This window comes from Cohnella nanjingensis (assembly GCF_014212125.1).
Lineage (GTDB): Bacteria > Bacillota > Bacilli > Paenibacillales > Paenibacillaceae > Cohnella > Cohnella nanjingensis.
The window spans coordinates 61,428-80,188 of the sequence record NZ_JACJVP010000047.1 but is presented as its reverse complement, the minus strand read 5'-3'; the positions used below and the strand labels follow the sequence as shown (position 1 = coordinate 80,188).

At 58.5% G+C, this 18,761-nt stretch carries 21 protein-coding genes and 1 other annotated feature (1 of these 22 only partly in view); of the genes, 8 read left to right on the top strand and 13 right to left on the bottom strand.

Going from position 1 to position 18,761, the window contains the following annotated elements; translation table 11 throughout:
* Window positions 1-27 precede the first annotated feature (27 nt).
* The 3 genes from H7C19_RS27785 to H7C19_RS27775 form a co-directional block, all read right to left on the bottom strand.
* Complete coding sequence (locus H7C19_RS27785; protein WP_185672347.1) at window positions 28-408, bottom strand: c-type cytochrome; 381 nt, start codon at window positions 406-408, stop codon at window positions 28-30.
* A 148-nt stretch (window positions 409-556) separates the two neighbouring features.
* Window positions 557-1,900, bottom strand: coding sequence for a sensor histidine kinase (locus tag H7C19_RS27780; RefSeq protein ID WP_185672346.1), 1,344 nt, complete (start codon window positions 1,898-1,900; stop codon window positions 557-559).
* Entirely contained in the window at window positions 1,890-2,582 is a 693-nt protein-coding gene (locus tag H7C19_RS27775; protein WP_185672345.1) for a response regulator, read from the bottom strand. The genes H7C19_RS27780 and H7C19_RS27775 overlap by 11 nt, the downstream gene beginning before the upstream one ends.
* 185 nt (window positions 2,583-2,767) lie before the next feature.
* On the opposite strand from H7C19_RS27775, the gene H7C19_RS27770 reads away from it, so the two are divergent.
* The 3 genes from H7C19_RS27770 to H7C19_RS27760 all read left to right on the top strand — a co-directional run bounded on the left by H7C19_RS27770 (window position 2,768) and on the right by H7C19_RS27760 (window position 6,095).
* Window positions 2,768-3,265 (top strand): DUF2269 family protein, encoded by a 498-nt coding sequence (locus H7C19_RS27770; protein ID WP_246469853.1) that lies wholly within the window; start codon window positions 2,768-2,770, stop codon window positions 3,263-3,265.
* Window positions 3,266-5,386, top strand: coding sequence for a multicopper oxidase family protein (locus H7C19_RS27765; protein WP_185672343.1), 2,121 nt, complete (start codon window positions 3,266-3,268; stop codon window positions 5,384-5,386).
* A 187-nt stretch (window positions 5,387-5,573) separates the two neighbouring features.
* The gene (locus H7C19_RS27760) at window positions 5,574-6,095 is read left to right on the top strand and encodes a hypothetical protein (RefSeq protein WP_185672342.1); all 522 of its coding nucleotides are present in this window, start codon (window positions 5,574-5,576) and stop codon (window positions 6,093-6,095) included.
* 51 nt (window positions 6,096-6,146) lie between these two features.
* Here H7C19_RS27760 and H7C19_RS35035 read toward each other — a convergent pair whose 3' ends face one another.
* The 3 genes from H7C19_RS35035 to mscL all read right to left on the bottom strand — a co-directional run bounded on the left by H7C19_RS35035 (window position 6,147) and on the right by mscL (window position 7,397).
* Window positions 6,147-6,329, bottom strand: a complete 183-nt coding sequence (locus tag H7C19_RS35035) for a hypothetical protein (protein WP_246469852.1) — start codon at window positions 6,327-6,329, stop codon at window positions 6,147-6,149.
* Entirely contained in the window at window positions 6,304-6,798 is a 495-nt protein-coding gene (locus tag H7C19_RS27755) for an NUDIX hydrolase (protein WP_246469851.1), read from the bottom strand. Before H7C19_RS27755 ends, H7C19_RS35035 begins: the two co-directional genes overlap by 26 nt.
* Before the next feature lie 95 nt (window positions 6,799-6,893).
* Window positions 6,894-7,397: a large conductance mechanosensitive channel protein MscL gene (gene mscL / locus H7C19_RS27750; RefSeq protein WP_185672341.1), complete on the bottom strand. Its 504-nt coding sequence runs from the start codon at window positions 7,395-7,397 to the stop codon at window positions 6,894-6,896.
* Between the two features lie 213 nt (window positions 7,398-7,610).
* Between mscL and H7C19_RS27745 the strand changes: the two genes are divergently transcribed.
* The 5 genes from H7C19_RS27745 to H7C19_RS27725 all read left to right on the top strand — a co-directional run bounded on the left by H7C19_RS27745 (window position 7,611) and on the right by H7C19_RS27725 (window position 12,830).
* A complete protein-coding gene (locus H7C19_RS27745) occupies window positions 7,611-9,380 on the top strand; it encodes an ATP-binding protein (RefSeq protein WP_185672340.1) in 1,770 nt (589 codons plus the stop codon).
* Between the two features lie 289 nt (window positions 9,381-9,669).
* Window positions 9,670-9,882 (top strand): hypothetical protein, encoded by a 213-nt coding sequence (locus H7C19_RS27740; RefSeq protein WP_185672339.1) that lies wholly within the window; start codon window positions 9,670-9,672, stop codon window positions 9,880-9,882.
* Entirely contained in the window at window positions 9,879-10,640 is a 762-nt protein-coding gene (locus tag H7C19_RS27735) for a DUF8692 domain-containing protein (RefSeq protein WP_185672338.1), read from the top strand. Before H7C19_RS27740 ends, H7C19_RS27735 begins: the two co-directional genes overlap by 4 nt.
* Window positions 10,641-10,689: 49 nt before the next feature.
* On the top strand, window positions 10,690-11,796 hold the full coding sequence (locus H7C19_RS27730) for a DNA alkylation repair protein (RefSeq protein WP_185672337.1): 1,107 nt from the start codon (window positions 10,690-10,692) through the stop codon (window positions 11,794-11,796).
* Window positions 11,793-12,830 carry an aromatic acid exporter family protein gene (locus H7C19_RS27725; RefSeq protein WP_185672336.1) on the top strand — a complete coding sequence of 346 codons (1,038 nt, stop codon included), beginning with the start codon at window positions 11,793-11,795 and terminating at the stop codon, window positions 12,828-12,830. The genes H7C19_RS27730 and H7C19_RS27725 overlap by 4 nt, the downstream gene beginning before the upstream one ends.
* A gap of 77 nt (window positions 12,831-12,907) precedes the next feature.
* On the opposite strand, the gene H7C19_RS27720 is transcribed toward H7C19_RS27725, so the two are convergent.
* The 7 genes from H7C19_RS27720 to ilvA form a co-directional block, all read right to left on the bottom strand.
* Window positions 12,908-13,183, bottom strand: coding sequence for a transposase (locus H7C19_RS27720; protein WP_185672335.1), 276 nt, complete (start codon window positions 13,181-13,183; stop codon window positions 12,908-12,910).
* A 24-nt stretch (window positions 13,184-13,207) separates the two neighbouring features.
* Window positions 13,208-13,351 carry a hypothetical protein gene (locus H7C19_RS27715; RefSeq protein WP_185672334.1) on the bottom strand — a complete coding sequence of 48 codons (144 nt, stop codon included), beginning with the start codon at window positions 13,349-13,351 and terminating at the stop codon, window positions 13,208-13,210.
* 92 nt (window positions 13,352-13,443) lie between these two features.
* Window positions 13,444-13,812, bottom strand: coding sequence for a hypothetical protein (locus H7C19_RS27710; RefSeq protein WP_185672333.1), 369 nt, complete (start codon window positions 13,810-13,812; stop codon window positions 13,444-13,446).
* Window positions 13,813-13,907: 95 nt separating this feature from the next.
* A complete protein-coding gene (locus H7C19_RS27705; protein WP_185672332.1) occupies window positions 13,908-14,537 on the bottom strand; it encodes a TVP38/TMEM64 family protein in 630 nt (209 codons plus the stop codon).
* Window positions 14,538-14,545: 8 nt separating this feature from the next.
* Entirely contained in the window at window positions 14,546-15,673 is a 1,128-nt protein-coding gene (locus H7C19_RS27700) for an MFS transporter (RefSeq protein WP_246469850.1), read from the bottom strand.
* Between the two features lie 228 nt (window positions 15,674-15,901).
* Window positions 15,902-17,086 carry an MGDG synthase family glycosyltransferase gene (locus tag H7C19_RS27695; RefSeq protein ID WP_185672331.1) on the bottom strand — a complete coding sequence of 395 codons (1,185 nt, stop codon included), beginning with the start codon at window positions 17,084-17,086 and terminating at the stop codon, window positions 15,902-15,904.
* 83 nt (window positions 17,087-17,169) lie between these two features.
* Window positions 17,170-18,444, bottom strand: coding sequence for a threonine ammonia-lyase IlvA (gene ilvA, locus H7C19_RS27690; protein WP_246469849.1), 1,275 nt, complete (start codon window positions 18,442-18,444; stop codon window positions 17,170-17,172).
* Window positions 18,445-18,586: 142 nt separating this feature from the next.
* Window positions 18,587-18,761, bottom strand: a binding site (T-box leader) (it continues 99 nt past the right edge of the window).

Below are 18,761 nucleotides of genomic sequence, written 5' to 3'. Positions count from 1 at the left end.
CGTGTGCGGCAGGTCCTCCCGGCATGGTTATTTTTTTGCGGCTAGCCAGGAGGCGACCGCATTAACCTGCTCGTCCGTCAGTGTCCCTTTGAAAGCGGGCATGCCGCCGCCTCCGTTGGTAATCTGCTTGCGAATGTCATCTTCGGACAGCGTCGAACCGACCTTTGTCAGGGCCGGTCCCATCGCTCCCTGCAACTGATCGCCGTGGCAAGACAGACAGTTGCTTTTGTAGACGGCCGTTGCCGCTTCGGCACCGACCGCCGGCGCAGCTTCGCCGGAAGCCGTGGCTGAGGGGGCCTGTTCGTGCGGAACGGAAGGCGTTTCGCCTTTCCGGAGGGAGTAGAACATCAGCATGACGGCGAACAGACAGCAGACTGTCAGAAGGCCGGGCATGATCCATTTTCGCATGTTTGATTTCCTCCTTCGATGCATCGTCTGAATTAGATTACCCATTTTGATGAATTTTAAGTTAGGCGCCGCTTGTTAACGAGCGCTCCATATCCATCCGGCATTCTGCCTCGTCCCACCTGCACCAGCGAATGTCGAGAAGGCTATGTCAAATAGAAGGAGGGATTGGAAGATAGATGAGAAACGTTGTACCCTTGCCTACTTCGCTTTGCACGTCGATCCAACCTTGATGGACCAGGATATTCTGCTGCGCGATAGCAAGGCCGAGGCCAGTCCCGCCGCTTGGTCGCGTTCTTGAATGGTCTGCCCTATAGAAGCGGTTAAAAATATGGGGCAGATCCTTTGCGGAAATGCCGACCCCGTTATCTTCAATCGTGATGCATGCATATTTGCTCTGCCTCGCTGCATGGTATATCCGTGCAACACGGATTTGCACCTGCTCGCCTTGGTTCGTGTAATGGATCGAATTGATCAGGATATTGTAGATGGCTTGATTGATACGAGACTTCTCGACCGATACATCGATTACACCCTCCGAAATATGCATGGATACACCTATTTGTTTATCTTCCGCCAGGAACATGATCTTCTCTACCATTCCCTTTATTATGGCAACTATATTCTCTGTTGTCGGACGAAGTTCCGTGCCGCCGGCCTCCAGTCTAGATAAATCCAGCACATCATGAACGAGACGAGATAATCTCAACACTTCATCAAGTAGAGACGATATTTTCTCCGAGGAAAGTGTGGTCTCCATCTCTTGGGCTAATTCCATTTCTCCCTGCATAATCATAAGCGGCGTTTTCAATTCGTGCGCTACATCGGATAATAGCTGCTTGCGGGACTGTTCCAGATTTGCGAGACTATCATTCATCTCCTGTAACGCTCTCGCTATCGCCCCGAACTCGTCCTTCCTGTGGACAGGCAATATGACTTCCGGCTCCCCCATCTTGACCGTGTCAATTCCCTTAATGATTTTACGAATCGGAACGGTTAGCGTCCAGGACAATAAGAAGATGATGAACACAGCGGCAACACCGGTGATTAGTAAAGATACAAGGATGATATTAGGCAATATGTTGTACCAAATGGATCTGAACTCATACGTTTTGTATTGGCTTTCATTCATGACGTATAGTTTGCCGACCACTCGATCGTTCGAATGAATCTTTAGTTGAAATCCTCCCTCCATGATATTCTCCAGACTGAGCTGCCCTTTCTGGTACAATTGATCCCCATCCACGACCAAGGCGATCTCGACGAATGGAGGGCTATGTTCGAATGAGCTGTTTTGGATGCCTTCCCAGGATTCATCGTGATGCGCATAATATTGCTGGAACTCATCCTGTAACGATTTGAAGACGGCTTTATTCTCCAAATAAGCGTAATCGCGAACAATGTAAAATTGAATATGCGTGACAGCGAGCAGGCAGAACAGGATGAATGTGATCAATATGCTCGTGAACAGGATAAGCTTCGTTCTAATTTTCATGGTTTGCTCCAAAACGGTACCCAAATCCGTAAACGGTTTGGATGTAAACGGATTGATCGTCATCGATCTTTTTGCGAAGCTTGCTAATATGGGAATCCACGGTGCGTTCGTCAATAACGAATTCTTCCTCGAAGGCGTGCTGAAGAAGCTGCATTCGGCTATACACTCGTCCAGGCTTTGACGCCAGCAGATGAAGAAGCTTGAATTCAGTAGGGGTCAAGTTCACTTCCTGGAGTCCTTTAAACACTTGCAAGCTATCCTCGTGTATGGTCAAATCGCCCCTTCGAAGTTCATTGCTTTTCCCGACGCTACCGCCTCGATTCATTCGCCGCAATAAGGAGCGGATTCGCGCGGAAAGCTCTCTCAAGCTGAAGGGCTTCGTCAAGTAATCGTCCGCGCCCATTTCCAAGCCTATGATTTTGTCCGTTTCCTCTGTTTTGGCCGTTACCATAATGATTCCCGGCTCCCCAAGCTGCCTGAACTTACGGCATGCATCCAGACCGTTCATCTGCGGAAGCAGCCAATCTAGGACAACAATATCCGGTTTGTTCTCCGCAAATATCCGCACTGCAGTTGCCCCGTCTGTAGCGGTAAGGATATCGTAGCCTTCCGTCCGAAGGAAGGTCTCCATTAGCGATAAAATCTTTTCCTCGTCTTCCACGATCAAAACTTGGATTCCCATCTCCGTGTCCCTCGCGTCAATCCATTTTTATTTTCCCCATTATACAACATCCACACCGGATAAACGGAAGCATCACAATCTCTCCAGATGGCCTCCACAAGTTCGCAACAATTCAGGATTAACATGGTCTTCAGAAAGTAACAACCGAGTACCGGGGGGAAGAAATGATGAGCTATCGATTATCGATGAAGAAGAAGCAATTGTTGATTACAATCCATGTAATCTCGATAGTATGTTGGTTGGGAGGAGCGATTGCCATGCTGTTGCTCGGCATTTACATGATGATGTCCAATAATGGCGAGCGGCTTTATTACACCCTCGACAATATGCACTTGATCGATATCGCATTGATTCGATATACAGCGCTCGTCGCTCTGTTAACAGGTTTTGCGTTATCTCAATGGACGAATTGGGGACTTTTCAAGCATTACTGGATCGCCATAAAGCTGGTGTTGACGATCTTGCTGATTCTCTTCGGAATCAAGTATATGAGCTCTTGGCTATCGCAATTGCTTCGCGAAGCAGATCAATCGAGGGAACTCGCTTTCAGCAATGCGAAATTTCAGAATACAACGTATTCCCTTCTCGCGGGCGCCATTGCGAACTTGGTAGCACTCCTCTTTATGACGGCAATTTCCTATTTCAAACCGTTTGGCAAAATAAAAACGAAAAAGGTGAAGTAAATGTTTATCACGTTCTCCAGTATTCTGTTGGCATTCGCTATGACGGTATTATGGTCTATCGCTTCATTAATTGTAACTTGGCTTCCATATGTCAAAAACAATAAATACCTGAAGATCGGGAGAAATTCGCTGCTCTGGGTGAGTTGGATTGCCATTGTTATCTGTTTGGCATGGTGCATCATGATCGGAAGCGTGTTGATCTTCGGAGAATGGATATTCGTAGAAGGCATCATTAAAGCAGTCGCTCCTGTCATGGTAATCACGCATTTGACCATCCTAATAAGCACATTGCCCAAATGGAGAAGCATTCGTGATTCCAATAAGGAAAAGCTTGCGCCGCACCCTTTACTTACCGTAACCCATCCTATGGTGACTTTGCCCGTCTATGCGGCAGCATTAGCATCCGGCATGAATGCGCTCGGAAACATTTTTGCTCAGCCGGTTCTGCCAAGCCCGCTTGAAATAGCTTCACGGCCCCTTCTAATCGTTCTTATCTTGTTCGTTCCGGCAATCTTCGTCATTAGAAGATACAAAGCGGTTCTGAAGGGGGAGTTCGTCTTGCATAAACTATGGAGGCGAATGATCAAGCTGGCGTTAACCGGTGCTTTGACGGCAGCCGTAGTCATCGCAGTTGGAGCAATTGTTGTATTATCAGGAGTCAATTCGTCCCGATTACCGGAAGCCTCCGACATGATGAATCATGTGATGGACGATGGGGGAGGTTCGCCAATCGCGCATTCAAGTCATCCGTCCGGTCATCATTCAGGCCATAATAGGAATATGCCGTCTAACGCTTCCGATACGGTGGAAGTAGCAGCGCTAACAGGAGACATCTCGGCTCCCGCAGATATCAAATTTGAACTCGTTGCGCAGATGCGTGAAGTTACGCTTGCTTCCGGCGCCAAGATCGAAGCATGGACCTATAATGGAGAGATTGCTCCTGAGCTTCGTGCGCGCTACGGAGACATGGTGGAAGTAAAGCTGATCAACAAAGATATTGCCAAGGGGGTCACGATTCATTGGCATGGCTACAATGTACCGAATGCGATGGACGGTGTACCGGGTATGACCCAGAATGTCGTCAAGCCCGGGGAAAGCTTCACTTATAAATTTCGCGCCGAGCAGGAAGGAACCTACTGGTTCCACTCTCATCAGCAGGCTTCGGAACAGGTCGAGAAAGGGCTGTTCGGTTCGCTAATTGTCGAGTCTAGGCAGGAAACGGAAATTTACGATGAAGCGTTTACGATCATCAATCATCAATGGGTTACGAACCAGGGGGATAAGACTGCTTTTGGAAATCAGGATCTCATTCAAATGAAGAAAGTGGAACCCGGCAAGAAAATAAAGTTGAGAATCATTAATACGCATAATCAATCACGCAAATATCTTCTCCAAGGGGTCGATTATCAGATTACGAGCATGGATGGCATGCGGATTCAGAAGCCGGACTTGTTGACTGATCGTACTGCATTCAGGCTTGCATCCGGTGGGAGATATGATGTCGTCTTTACGATGCCGGACGGATCAGTTCTATTTAAGCTTGGTGATTATAAGAACGATGAAGATCCAGGTATTATTTTCTATGAGGATACTCCGCCTGCGAATCCAAGCTTCAAGAAGGAATCGAACCTGTTCGATCCGTCTCAATATGGGGAACCGGTAATCAATGAATTAACCTCCGATACGGAGTTTGACAGACAATTCAAAATGATACTGGGCAATAAAATGGGATTTTACGACGGGAAAATTCAATTTCTCTGGACCATCAACGGGGAAGTCTACCCCAACATACCCACTTTTATGGTCAAAGAAGGCGAGAAGATTAAGACAACCTTCATTAATAAAAGTATTACAGAGCACCCCATGCATCTCCATGGGCATCATATGACGGTATTGAAGAAGAATGGCAAGAAAGTCATGACGCCATGGTTGACCGACACTTTGAACGTGTATGCAGGCGAAACCTATGAAGTGGCGTTTATCGCAGACAATCCCGGTATGTGGATGGACCACTGTCACAATCTGGAGCATGCGAAGACCGGCATGATCTTGCACTTGATGTATGACAACGTAAGTCCGTCGTATGAAGTAGGGACGCGATCTGGCAACTTACCAGAATAAATCTTTCCGCTTGGTGCCTTGAGTCTATGCTGATCGATGCCGCTTCTTTTACGCTGGAGGGGAATAGGGGAATGTATGAACATTGCGAGGAATAAACTCAGATGTGAAAAAAAAAGGAATCGGAGCGGCCGTGTGGAATCCAAGTTTATGCAACAATAATCGGATGCAACTGAAGGGGCGCTAGTCCATGTATCGCACGCATATCCCGGTTAGACCGTTCAACCCCAAACGTCCAGGCGCCCTTGTCGGCGTCATTACGACCGTGTCGGAGTACCTTGGCGTGCTTTACGGAATTATTGCAGAGACGAGGAGCGCCGGTTCTAACGGCCCTTGTACCGAGTGCGGCGGTACCGTTGCGCCGGCCGAGATCGACCCCGGCCGCATGATCGCCCCCGAACTGTCGCTCAAGAACGGCGCAGTCCTCTTATGGGCCGGAACGGACTGCGCACCTGTGCCGAGAATCAGGCAACTGGCGGCGATGCTTGGAATCGATTATCTGAGGCCGCATTGGGAGCGCATTTATCATGTTGACGAGTACATCAAACTCCTCGAAGCCTTTTCCGGGCACATCCTTATGGAGGAATGGAAACGCGACAAACTCTTCAACGAAATCCGAGTTCGCCTTAATCGTCGTCCAGAAAAGTCGGTTTCCCGCCATTGGGGCGCTGTTCTCCATGTCGCCCGCGAAAACCGGATGCGATTTCGATAAATTGAAATTGCTTGTCCTGAACTTAAACTTCATAGATGAGCGACCTTTGCGCTACAGCGCTTCGCAATCGGAAGCCGTTAGCGCGACCAGCGCTTCGAAGACGCGGATGTAGTAGTTCCTATCGCGCGGTACGAAGGCGTCCGCGATGACCGCGACCGACGCGATCGGGACAAGGCTCCCGTCGGCCGCCAGCTCTACGCCGCGGGCCTCAACGGACGCCGCTGCTCCGCGCATAAGCGCGAGCAGCGGCGTCCGCCTCGTACAGTCCCGCGACCTCGTCCGGCTGCAGCCGGAACGCGTCCAGGCTGCGCGCGGTCAGGCAGCCGAAGACCGCGCTGACCTCGCGGTCGATGTACGGGACGCCGCGCGCCGTGCCGCTGTCTTCCTCGCGTACCGTGCCGAACCCGGTCAGCCGCTCGAACGGCGCCGAGAAGCCGATCTCTTCCTCCATCTCCCGCGCGGCGTCCTCTACCGTCTCGCCGGCGGAGAGATGCCCGGCGATGGTGATGTCGTAACAGCCGGGATTGGTGTCTTTGTTCGCGGTCCGCCGCTGGAACAGGACCATCGTCCGGCCGTCCTCGCCCCGCCTGGCGAGCCAGCAATGGAAGGAGCGATGCCACAAGCCTTGCGCGTGCGTCTCTTCGCGCGTGGCCGTGCCGATCCACTGTCCTTGCTCGTCATAGATGTCGAACCGCTCTGCCATATCCCCACTCCTCTGGCGCCTAATGCCGGTCACGCTCTCGACTCTTCAAGCGAATCCCTCGCGCTTAAGTTGTTCCAATCAGACCTCTCCCACGCTCAGTGGGCTTGTCCCGCGTGATCTTCCAGGCTCGACGTGCAGTGCGCGCAGCGCGAAGCCGCGATCGGGATGACGGAGAGGCAGTACGGGCACTCCTTGGACGTCGGCGCCGCGGCGGGCGCGTCTTCCTCTTTCTTTTTGGCGGTGAGCTTGTTGACGACCTTTACCATGAAGAACACGCTGAACGCGATGATGAGGAAGTTTAGGATAATATTGATGAACTGACCGTAGGCGATGACCGCGACCCCATGCTCCTTGGCCTTACTCAGCGTATCGATAGCAACGGGCCCGCCTGCATTCACCGGCGTCGCGCCGATCTGCCAGAACAGGTCCTTGAAGTCCACGCCGCCCAGCAATAGACCGATCGGGGGCATGACGATGTCGTTCACGACCGAGGTGACGATCTGTCCGAACGCGCCCCCGATGATGACCCCGACCGCGAGATCGATGACGTTGCCGCGCATGGCAAAAGTTTTGAATTCCGTAAGAGTTTGCCGAAACATGCCGATTACCTCCACTTTTTGGTTGAAATTAGGAGAGGATTTTTGCAAAATCCGTCGAAGTTTAAGTTAACGTATCAGAAAGTATAAGTTCGCCTATCCTTCGCTGATCCGTCTCCGATAAAAACGTATCGCCCTTTAAAGTGGATGGCGAAGCCGTTTTTACTTGTCACAACAGAATTGTCATTTTAGCCTGAAGATGCGAGGGATTGGCCTATGAACGGTACCGGAGCGGTGTGGTCCGCTTGTTTTCTGCTGCTGGCGCTGTTGATCAGCATACTCGCATCATATACCATGTTCAACTTTACCGGCAATCTCAAAAGAAAGAATAATCAATTCCGCGTCTTCTGGCTGGCCGGGGGCGCATTCGTCTTCGGCGTCGGGATGTGGGTCAAGCATTTCGTAGGCGTCCTCGCGGAGGGCGATCCGATCTTCATCACCTGGAGCATGCCCGTCTCGCTGCTCTTCACGATTTTCTTCTCGCTGATGGCGTTCGTCATGCTCACCTTCCACAACGTGATTCGTTACCGCCTGCTCGTCGGCAGTCTGATCCTCGGCTTCGGCGTGACCTTCATGAATTACTTCAGCGTGCTTGGCCAGCCCATCCGGGCGCCCATCGTCGAGCCTTCGCTGATCGTGCTGTCGCTGTTGTTCCTGTTCAGCGGCACCTACGCCTCCCTGTGGCTGGCGGAACTGTCGGGGGAGCGGTTCAACTGGCTCGCGAGTCTCGTGCTCGGATTCTCGGTCTTCGTGGAGCAATTGCTAGGCTCGAAGGGGCTGGAGATCGAATACCTGTCGCCCTTCTACGGCGCCAGCGTCGACAAGATGAGTCAGGATATCAACTTGCTCACGCTGATCATCGGACTCGGCATGTTGCTGCTCTTGGTGTCGACCTTGTTCACCTGGTACATCGACAAGCGCATGAATCAGATGGACGAGCGCTACAAGCTGCTGGTCGAGAACTCGCTGGACACGATCGCTATCTTCAAAAGGGACAAATGGGTGTTCGTCAACGAGGCCGGCTTGCGGATGTTCGAGGCGGAGGAGGCGAACGAGCTGCTCGGCGCTTCGATCTACGCCTTCTTGCGTCCGGAGGACCACGAAGCGGTGCGCGAGCGGATGCACAATCTCGTCATCACGGGCAACAGCGGGCCGCTCGAGCAGGAATGGTTCACGCTGAAGGGCAAGATGCTCAACACGGAGATCGTGGAGCTCATGACGACGCTGGAGAACGAGCCCGCGATCCAGGTCATCATCCGGGACATCTCCGAGCGGAAGAAGAACGAGGAGCTGCTCATCAACTCCGAGAAGCTGTACGTCGCAGGCCAACTGGCGGCAGGGATCGCCCACGAGATCCGCAATCCGCTCACGTCGCTGAAGGGGTTCCTGCAGCTGCTCGCTTCGGGGCGCAAGGACACCGGCACGTACTATGACATCATGAAGTCGGAGCTCACCCGCATCGAAGGCATCGTGAGCGAGATGCTCATGTTGTCGAAGCCGCAGGTCTACGACCTGTCCTATCATGACGTCCGCAGCAGCATGAGAGAGACGGTCACGCTCCTCGAGACGCAGGCGATTCTCCACAGCATCATGATCGAGACCGACTTCGGCCCGGATCCGCTCTGGGTGTACGGGGTCGAGAACCAAGTCAAGCAAGTGTTCATTAACGTGATCAAAAACGCGATCGAAGCGATGATCGACGGCGGCGCGATTCGGGTGAGGATGCGCCGTGTGGACGACACCGTCCAGATCCGCATCTCCGACGAAGGCCCGGGCATCGGCGAGACCCAGCTGTCCAAGATGGGGCAGCCCTTCTACACGACGAAGGACAAGGGGACCGGGCTCGGTCTGATGGTCAGTTACAAGATCGTCGACAACCATCAGGGCAACATCCAGGTCGACAGCCAGCTAGGCAGCGGCACCACGTTCGAGATTACGTTCCCGTTCCGGTATCCGGAGACCAACTCCGTCAAGAAAAGCGGGTAAGCCAATAGCCGGCGAGTGGACGGGAGAGCCCGATATCGACGCGTCGCTCGGCAGGTAAGGGGGCGCGGGGGCATACGTCCGCGGACTTTTTTTGTCCCTCTCTGAAAACGTTTTCTTATTTATCGCTTGATGCGATTCTAGCTGGCGCTATTCACCTCTCCTGCTTGAACGTTCCAGGTGCCTAGCAGCGCGTTCGTCCTTCTAGCTCAAACTTTTGCGATCGGAACGCGTCCAAATGGGTTATAGTTAGTGGAAGGATATGGAGAATTGTAGAGTCGGAGGGATCTCGTTGGCAGGTACCCAAGTAGTGGTCATCACGGCCCGGGGGAGGGCGACGTTCTCGGAGGCGCAGGCCTCGCGGCTCGCCGAAGGCCGGATGCTGCAGACGGGGCACACGGCTTGGTACTCGGCAGAGGTGATCGGACGCGGTTACGAGATGTGGATCGCCAACCTGTGCGAGCTGGCCGCAGGCGAACCGCGCCGTCTGGTGGACACGCTATGAAGCGGCAGGACCGCAAGAGGCAGCTGGATCGCTGGCGCCGCGCGGAGCGGCTGCTCCTGCTCGCCTTGTGGCTGGCCGTTGCCGGCTTCACAGGCGGGATGATCGCGGCCGGATGGCCGCAATACTGGATCTATGTGGCGGCGGAGACGACCCCGCAGGGTTGGCTGGAGAGCGTGCTGCTGGTACTCGGGGCGGCGCTGGCCGGCTTGAACGCCCTGCTCGCCGCCGGGAAGCGGGAGGCGCCGGCCCCGGAACCGACGGCCCGGCGGCGAGTCCGCTTCCTGGAGCGCCGCGAGGGTCTAGGCTGGACGGTCGTCGCGGCCGTATTCGCGTGGCTCGCGCTCGACGAGCGGTTCGCCCTGCACGAGCGGCTGCGCGACCGGTATTTGGAGATGACCGGCGTCCGGCTGCTGCCTTGGATGGAAGCGGGAGACTGGCTGATTCCGCTCTATGCGGTGTGCGGGCTGTGCGCGATGTGGGGACTGTGGCGGCTGCTCGGCGCCCGCAAGGCGGCCAGAGGCTTCTTCGCCCTGGGCATCGTCGCTGCGGCGGCGGCCGTCGGCATGGACGCGGTCGATACCCGCCAGATGGACGAGAGCGCGGTGCTGCTGCTGTTGACGATAAAGGAAGGCTGGAAGACGGCTGCGACGACCGCCTTTGCGTCGGCCTTCCTGTTCGCGCTCAGCGGGCGGATCCGGGAGGCTGCCGGGATCGGGGCGCCGACGGACCGAGCGGAGATGGCCCGCGAGATGTTATAATAAGGGATCAAGCCTGACCGATGGGGAAGCGCGCAAGGGGGATAAAAGCATGGCCGAACCGCTTAAAGCCATATATGACGAAGCATTTCTGAAGCAGTTCGGAGAACGGGTAAGGCGGCGGCATGCCGGGTTCGACGCGGCCGGCTTCGTCCGGCTCGTCCTGGGCGAAGGCTGGGAACGCTTGGAGCTCAAAGGGCGCATCCGGCGCATCACCGACAGCTTGGGAGAGAAGCTGCCGCAGCGGTACGAAGAAGCGTTGGACGTCCTCGAAGGGATCGCGGACGACTGCCGGGGCTTCCCGTATTTGTTTTTCCCGGACTTCGTGGAGCGATTCGGCCTGGACGACTGGGAGCGATCGATGCGCGCGCTGGCGAAGTTCACGGCGCTCTCTTCGGCCGAATTCGCCGTGCGTCCGTTCATCAAGCGGGATACGCCCCGGATGATGGCGCAGATGCAGGCGTGGAGCCTGGATGCGGACGAGCACGTCCGGCGGCTCGCGAGCGAGGGATGCCGGCCCCGGCTGCCGTGGGCGGACGCGCTGCCCGCGTTCAAGCGCGACCCGTCGCCGATCCTGCCGATCCTGGAGGCGCTGAAGGCCGATCCGTCCGAGTATGTCCGCCGCAGCGTAGCCAACAATCTGAACGACATCTCCAAGGACCATCCGGCCCTTGTGCTCGAGCTGGCCAAGCGCTGGTTCGGCCGGCAGCCGGAGACGGACGCGCTGCTGCGGCACGCGTGCAGAAGCCTGATCCGCCAATCCGCCGATCCGGAGGCGCTGGCGCTCTTCGGCCTGGCGCCGCTGTCCGGCATCGAGGTGACGGCCTGGTCGGCCTCGCCTTCCGAAGTGTCGATCGGGGGCGCCGCGGAGATTCAATACGCCTTGCGCATGCCTGAGGGGGCGGGGGCCAAGCTGCGGCTCGAGCTGGCCGTCTATTACCCGCGCCCGAGCGGCAAAGCCTACCGCAAGCTGTTCAAGCTCAGCGAACGCGTCGCCGCCGGAGGCGAGCAAGTCAGCGGCGCCAGGCGGCACGCCTTCGCCGACCTGTCGACCCGCCGCCATCATCCGGGCGCGCACCGGCTCGTCCTCGTGGTCAACGGGCAACCGCTGGCGGAGACGGAGATCCGCTTGACGGGGGAGGGGGCCGAATCGCCATGAAGATCGGCGCCCGCGTATTCAAGACCGGGCTGGCCGTGGCGATCGCCCTCTGGGTCGGCGAACTGAGCGGACTGCAGTCGCCGCTGATCGCGGCGATCGCCGCGATCGTGATGATTCAGCCTTCCATCTATCGCAGTTGGGTGCAGGTGCTTCAGCAGCTGCAGAGCAACTTACTCGGCGCGGGCATCGCACTGCTGGCCGTCTGGCTGGTCGGTAGCAGTCCTCTGTCCATCGGCTTGGTCTCGATCTTCGTCATCCTGCTGTGCATTCGGCTGAAGGCGGAGGAGACGATCGGCTTGACCGTCGTGACCGTCGTCGTCCTGATGGAGGCGCACGGGCTCGGCTGGCCGCTGATCTGGGACCGTCTGGCGGCGCTGCTGACCGGCATCGTCTCGTCATTCGTGGTCAATATCGCCGTTGCGCCGCCCCGTCATCGCAGCCGGTTTCTCAGTTACGTTCAAGATGCTCAATCGCAGCTGTCCCGGCTGCTTCGGACATCCGTCTCCAACGAGCTCAAGGAGAAGGTGTTCAAGGACGAGCTGAACGGCCTCCGCGGAAATCTGCGCAAGCTGGAGGGCTTCTACGATCTGTTCGCGGAGGAACGGGTGCTGCGGCGCAAGTCGCGGGCTCATCGCGCGCGCCTGCTCGTGGTGTACAAGGGCATGCTGTCCGCGTTGGAGCGGGGCGTGACGCTGGTCGACGCGGTCGAGGAGTATTACTTCTCCGCCGCGCCGGAAGGCTCCTGGAGCCGGCTCGTGGATCGCCAGATCGAGACGCTGTGCAGCTATCACGAGCAGCTGCTCTGGAAATGGGAAGGCAAGCTGAAGGCCAACGCCGCCGCCGCGGCGCCGCCGCCGGAAGGAACGGTCCTCCTAACCGAGCTGATCAACGAGGGGGAGCAGGACCCGGCCGCGCGGACGCGGCTGCTGACCGTCGCGTCGGCCATCTTCGCCTACGAAGATCGGCTGCGGCGTCTGGACAAGCTCACCGAGCATTGGCTCGACCGGCAGGAAGGCGAAGCGTCCGACGAATAAGATGAACAAGGCAAGAGGCTATCCCCGGCCGCTGCGTGCGGTCGCGAGGATAGCCTCTTTTCGAGCGAAGCGGACGATCAGCCCTTGGAGCCGCGGTCCACCTGTCTGCGGGGATGCAGAATCTTGCCTTGCTTGTCGATATCTTTCTCCTTCGGCACGAGCCTCGGGTCCGTCTCGCCCTCGTGGTGGTTGTCGAAGCTCATCTCGACCCATTCCCATTCGGTGTTGCCGAGCATGACGTCGGCCGGGAAAAGGTCGCCGCGCTTCAGCTCTTCTTCGCGGCCCCACTCGTTCTTGTATACGCCATCGACTTCGACAGGCTCGCCCGAGACCGGATTCATGTCTTTGCTCATCGTCTCACCTCGTCATAGGATGCGTTACTGTCCGTGCTTCGGCACGGCGGCGCGGTCGGTTTCGGATTGCAGACGGCTTGCTGCAGCCTTGCCTTGGCCCGAGCGGTCGGCCTTGGATTGGGCGCGGCTCGCTTTGATCTGGCCTGCGGACGGTTGTTCGCCGGACATGGCGATTCCTCCTTATTCGGTGAAGTCACCCGAATAGGGTGCCACGGACGAATGCCGCTTATGCTGGCGTCCGCTCGCCGTGCGTGCGAACCTTAGTCCTGCAGGCGGAGATCGCAGGAGGGGCAGAAGACGTGCCGGTGCGTGACGGGCGATTGGCAGGCGGGACACGTCTCGTCGTAGACGGCGGGCGTCATCTCCTCGTCGCCGTCGCTCCGAACCGGCGGGTCTCCGTGCGGGCGATCCTGCATAGGGCCGTCTCCTGCGGCCGAAACATCCGGGGCTGCGCCCGGTCCCGGACGCAGATGGGCGGGGGTGCCGAACAGCGCCTCGACCATCTCCTTCAGCTCCGGATATTTGCCGGCATCGCCGGACAAGACGCGGACCATCAGGAACATGCAGCCGAGGAGGGCGGCCAAGAGGGCGATGGAAAGTCCGTATCCGATCACGTTCACCCAAGACATGGCGGTCGCTCCTCTCGTTGAATCGGCTTTAAGCCGTCTTCCGTCCATTTTCGTCAGCTTCTACCCGACGCAACGCGACGCCGGCCTTCCCGCCGTTACCCGACATACCGCGATTCCAGCTTTTTGCCCAGCAGCCACAGCAGGACGAGGATGACGCCCGCGACGGCCAAGCGCCAAGGCTGATGGACGAGCGCGTTCAAGTCGTGTCCTAAGAAAGAAAGCGTAAAGATCATGACGGCTTTGCCCATGACCGCGGCGATCATGAACGTATGGAGCGGGATCATGGACATGCCCGAGGCGATGTTGACCAGCGCGGACGGGGAGAAGGGAAAGCAAGAGAGAACGAAGATCGGCGTGAAGCCCTTGGTCTCGATCCAGGAGAAGAACTTCTCCATCTTGGGCATCCGTGCGCGGATGCGCTCGCTGTATCGCCGTCCGATGCCGCGGGCCAGCAGGAAGACGAGCAGCGAGCCGATGCAGACGCCGATCCAGGAGTAGAGGAAGCCGAGCCACATGCCGTAGGACAGCGCATTCGCCACGACGAACACGACCAGCGGCAGGAAGGGCAGCAGCGATTCGGTCAGCGGGAGCAGGATGCCCGGCAGCGGACCCAGCGCGGAGAAGCGGTCCAGCAGCGCCTGGATCTTGTCCAGGTCCAGGCTTTTCAATTCGTGCGTCCATTGCTGCCAACGTCCGGACGCGAAGGCTGTCCATAGCAGGTGCATAGCGTACCTCACGATGGCTGCGCCGGATTCTCGCCCCGGAACAGGCGGAAGGGGAAGAGCAGGTAGATGAAGCTGATGACGGCGAAGATCGCCGCGGCCACCACGACCACGTACGGCTCCCCGTTCGCCGTCGCGATCAAGCCGCCGATGCCGGGGCCGAGCAGGCCGCCGATGCCTTCGACCGTCGACAGGACGCCCCAGCCCAGACCCTTCTGGCCGGGCGGCACGTAGGCGGCGAGCAGCGAGTTCCAGGCCGGCAGCACGGCGGCGTAGGACAGCCCGAGGACGAGCGCCCAAGCGAGCGCCAAGCCGAGGACCGGATGCAGCGTCAACCCGTAAAGCGCGACGCCGAAGATGAGGAAGCCGGCGACGAGGAACCACTTTTTGCCGAACGAGTCCGAGAACCGTCCCATCGGGATCAAGCCGGCAACGGTACATCCGCCGCCGATGAAGAGCAGGATCGAATACTGGGTCGGCGACATCCCGAGATGATCCTTGGCGAAGCTGGGCAGGATCGGCTGCAGCATGCCGGCCGCCAACGTCTGCATGACCATGCCGGGCAGGAGCGGCTTCATCTCGTTCAGGCGGGAGCCGAGTACGGCGAGCTGGCGGCGGAACGGTACCGTCTCCACGTCCGCGCGCGACTCGGCCGGAATGAGGAACGACAGCAGCCACGCCGCGGCGGAGCCAAGCACCATGACCCAGTAGCTCAGCGAAGCGCCGCGCTCCAGCAGCAGGTTCATGACGACGGGGCCGGCGCCGAGCCCCACGAGCCAGATCGTATAGAGGAAGCCCATCTGCGCGCCGCGGCCTTCTTCCTTGACCTTCGTCAGGCAGTAGATCCAGATCGGCGAGATGCCGAGGCCGTATAGCCCGGACGCGGCGATGAACAGCCAGGGTACATCCGCATACCCGAGGAGGAAGACGCCGATGAGCGAAGCGAGCAGTCCGCCGTTAATGAGCGTGCGTACGGCGAAGCGGTGCATCAAGTATCCGATGCCCAGCTTCAATGCCGTATCGACCAGGTAATGCGCGGTGATCGCGACCCCGATGACGTCGAGGTCGAGGCCGAGCGTATTCTTGCCGTAGATGGGCAGAAAGCTGATGAGCGCCGCGCCCCGTACGAATTCGACCATGAAGAGAATAAGAGCGAGCAACGACATTTCCGGATTGAAAAAGGACCGCAAGGGGGCTGATTTCACAGGAGATCTCCTTTGAAAGCCTGCCGCGGCCGAAGGGCCGGGCAGGGTCTTGTCCGCGTTCGGAGCGGAATCGATCCGTCCGGCTCGTTCGCCGAAACGCCGCCGATAAAGACGTGTTTACCCGCTTTGGCGGACGGCGAAGCCGACTACGGTCCGGCCGATTCAGATCCGGGCTGCGGATTCGTTCATTTCAATTATAGGCAAATCCTGCAAAATATCCAAAACGATCCGGTCGGCCGCATCCTTCTTGCGCAGTCCTTCCAGCGCCGACAGCATCTCCCGCCGCTTCGCGGGATCGCCCAAGAGGCCCAGGACGGCATTCGCCAGCTCGCGGCCCGTACGGCATACGACGGCCGCGCCCTTGGCCGCCAAGTAGCGGGCGTTGCCCCGTTCCTGTCCCGGCACCGGCCGGTAGAGGAAGATGGGGAGGCCGGCCAGGATCGCCTCGGACAGCGTCAACCCGCCCGGCTTCGTGACGATGCAGGTCGACAGCCCCATCAGCTCGTCGATTTGCTCTACGTAATCGAAGACCGCGACGTTCCCATTCCCGGCGAAGGCGAGCCGCAGGTCGTCCGCCAGGGCGCGATTGCGGCCGCAGACGATCGCCGTCTGCACGCCCGGCTCCGCGCACAGGCGGCCGCACAGCTCGCGGACGCCCGGGAGCGCGCCCTGGGCGCCGGCCATGACGAGCACGACGGGGCGGCGGGCGTCCAGCCCGTATCGCGCCGCGGCGGCCGCCAAGGCGCTGCGCCCGTGCCCCCGGCCGAAGGCGCCGCGCAGCGGGATGCCGGTGACGGCGATGCGCTCCCGCGGCACGCCCGTTCCGGCCAGCTGGTCGCGCAGATCCTCGGTCGCGACATAATATTTGTTCACCTGCGGGTGCACCCAGCGCATGTGAAGCTCGAAGTCGGTGACGACGTTGTACATCCGGATGCGACGACCGAGCCGGCCGGCCATCGCGGGCAGCACGAGGGCGGGAAACGTATGAATGACGATGTCCGGCTGCTCGCGCCGGATGAGGCGCTTCATCGTGTCCGCCCCGAACGAATGCAGCCAATGGGCGAACAGCGAGCGGGGCTTCATGTCCTTCGTGGCCGCGTACACCCAGCCGTAGACCTGCGGCCAGTACGCATAGCTGTTGCGATAGACGAACCGGCTGACGCCGTTCACGATCGGATGCGATTCGGCCATCAGGTCGAGGAGGCGCACGTCCGCGATGCCGTGCCGTTCGAAGCCCGCTTTCAACGCTTGCGCCGCCTGCCAGTGGCCTTCTCCGAATTGCGCATACAGGATAAGTACCTTCGGTCCTCTCCGGGGCAGGGTCGTCATCTCCGGCTGTTCCCCCATCGTTCCCGCTCCTTTATCTTGCTTCTGCTTTCACTCCTTATTTTAATGTAATGTACCTTTGTAAATACCAAATTAACCGGAGGTCAAATTAGCAAATTGAACAGCTGGGGATCCTTGTTCAGCTCGACGTAGCGGAATCCCTTGCGCGTCATGCGCTCGACTAGCGGATCGTAGTCGTCCGGGCTCTTCAGCTCGATGCCGACGAGCGCCGGTCCGTTCTCCTTGTTGTGCTTCTTCGTATATTCGAATTGCACGATGTCGTCGCTTGGGCCGAGCACGTCGTCGAGGAACTCGCGCAGCGCGCCCGCGCGCTGCGGGAAGTTGATCATGAAATAATGCTTCAGTCCCTCGTAGATGAGCGAGCGTTCCTTGATCTCCTGCATCCGGTCGACGTCGTTGTTGCCGCCGCTGACGATGCAGACGACGTTCTTGCCGGCGAGGCGGTCGGCCAGCATCGGCAACGCCGCGACCGTGAGCGCGCCCGCTGGCTCGGCTACGATGGCATGCTCGTTGTACAGCTCCAGGATCGTCGTGCAGATGCGGCCTTCCGGCACGACGACGACGTCGTCCAGCAGCTCGCGGCAGAGCGCGTAGGTGAGATCCCCGACCCGCTTCACGGCGGCTCCGTCCACGAACTTGTCGATCTCCTCCAGCGTCACGACCGCCTGTTCGTCCAGCGACGCGCGCATGGAAGGGGCGCCTTCCGGTTCGACGCCGATGATGACGGTGGAGGGGCTGACCGTCTTTACGTAGGCGGCGACCCCCGCAGCCAGGCCGCCCCCGCCGACCGTGACGAGCAGCACGTCGATCGGCTGCCGGCTGGTCTCGTAGATCTCTTTGCCTACCGTGCCGTTGCCCGCGACGATCCGCGGATCGTCGAACGGATGCACGAAGGACATGTCCGTCTCGCGGCTGGCGCGGATCGCTTCGGCATAGGCGTCGTCGAAGGTGTCGCCGATCAGGCGAACCTCGACGTTGTCCCCTCCGAACAGCTTCACTTGGTTAATCTTCTGCCGCGGCGTGGTGGCGGGCATATAGATGATCCCGGGGATGCCGAGCGCTTGGCAGGAGTACGCGACCCCTTGGGCGTGATTGCCGGCGCTGGCGCACACGACGCCGCGGGCCCGCTCGGACTCGGGCAGCGAGGAGATCAAGTTGTAGGCGCCGCGAATCTTGAACGAACGGACCACCTGCAGATCCTCGCGCTTGAGGAGGACGTTGCAGCCGTGCTTGGCGGACAGCGAGCGGTTCGGCTGGAGCGGCGTGGGGACGATGACGTCCCGGAGCACGTGGGAGGCTTGAAGGATATCCTCCAGACGGACGGCGGGAAGGGGGGCGGCGGACATCGGATCGGACATGGCGATCTTCCTTTCTGATAGAGGGTAAGAGAAGAGAGCGGCGCAGATGGCGCCGGCGCTCGCGGTTGACGGTTCGAATTCGGGCGGACGCGCAAGCGTCCTCTCCCCGCAGGATGCCGGAAAAACAAAAAACCGCCCCTCATAAAGGGACGGATGATCTCCGTGTTACCACCCTAATTCCGCAACGGCCTCCGATCGCGGGGGATCGCAAGGGGATGCGGCGCTCTTCGTCGCGTCCAGACAGACGCTGCCTCTCTAACGGGGGCTTCCGTCCGCGCCTAGCGGCAGCAGATCTTGTGATTCGGCGCGGCTTCTCG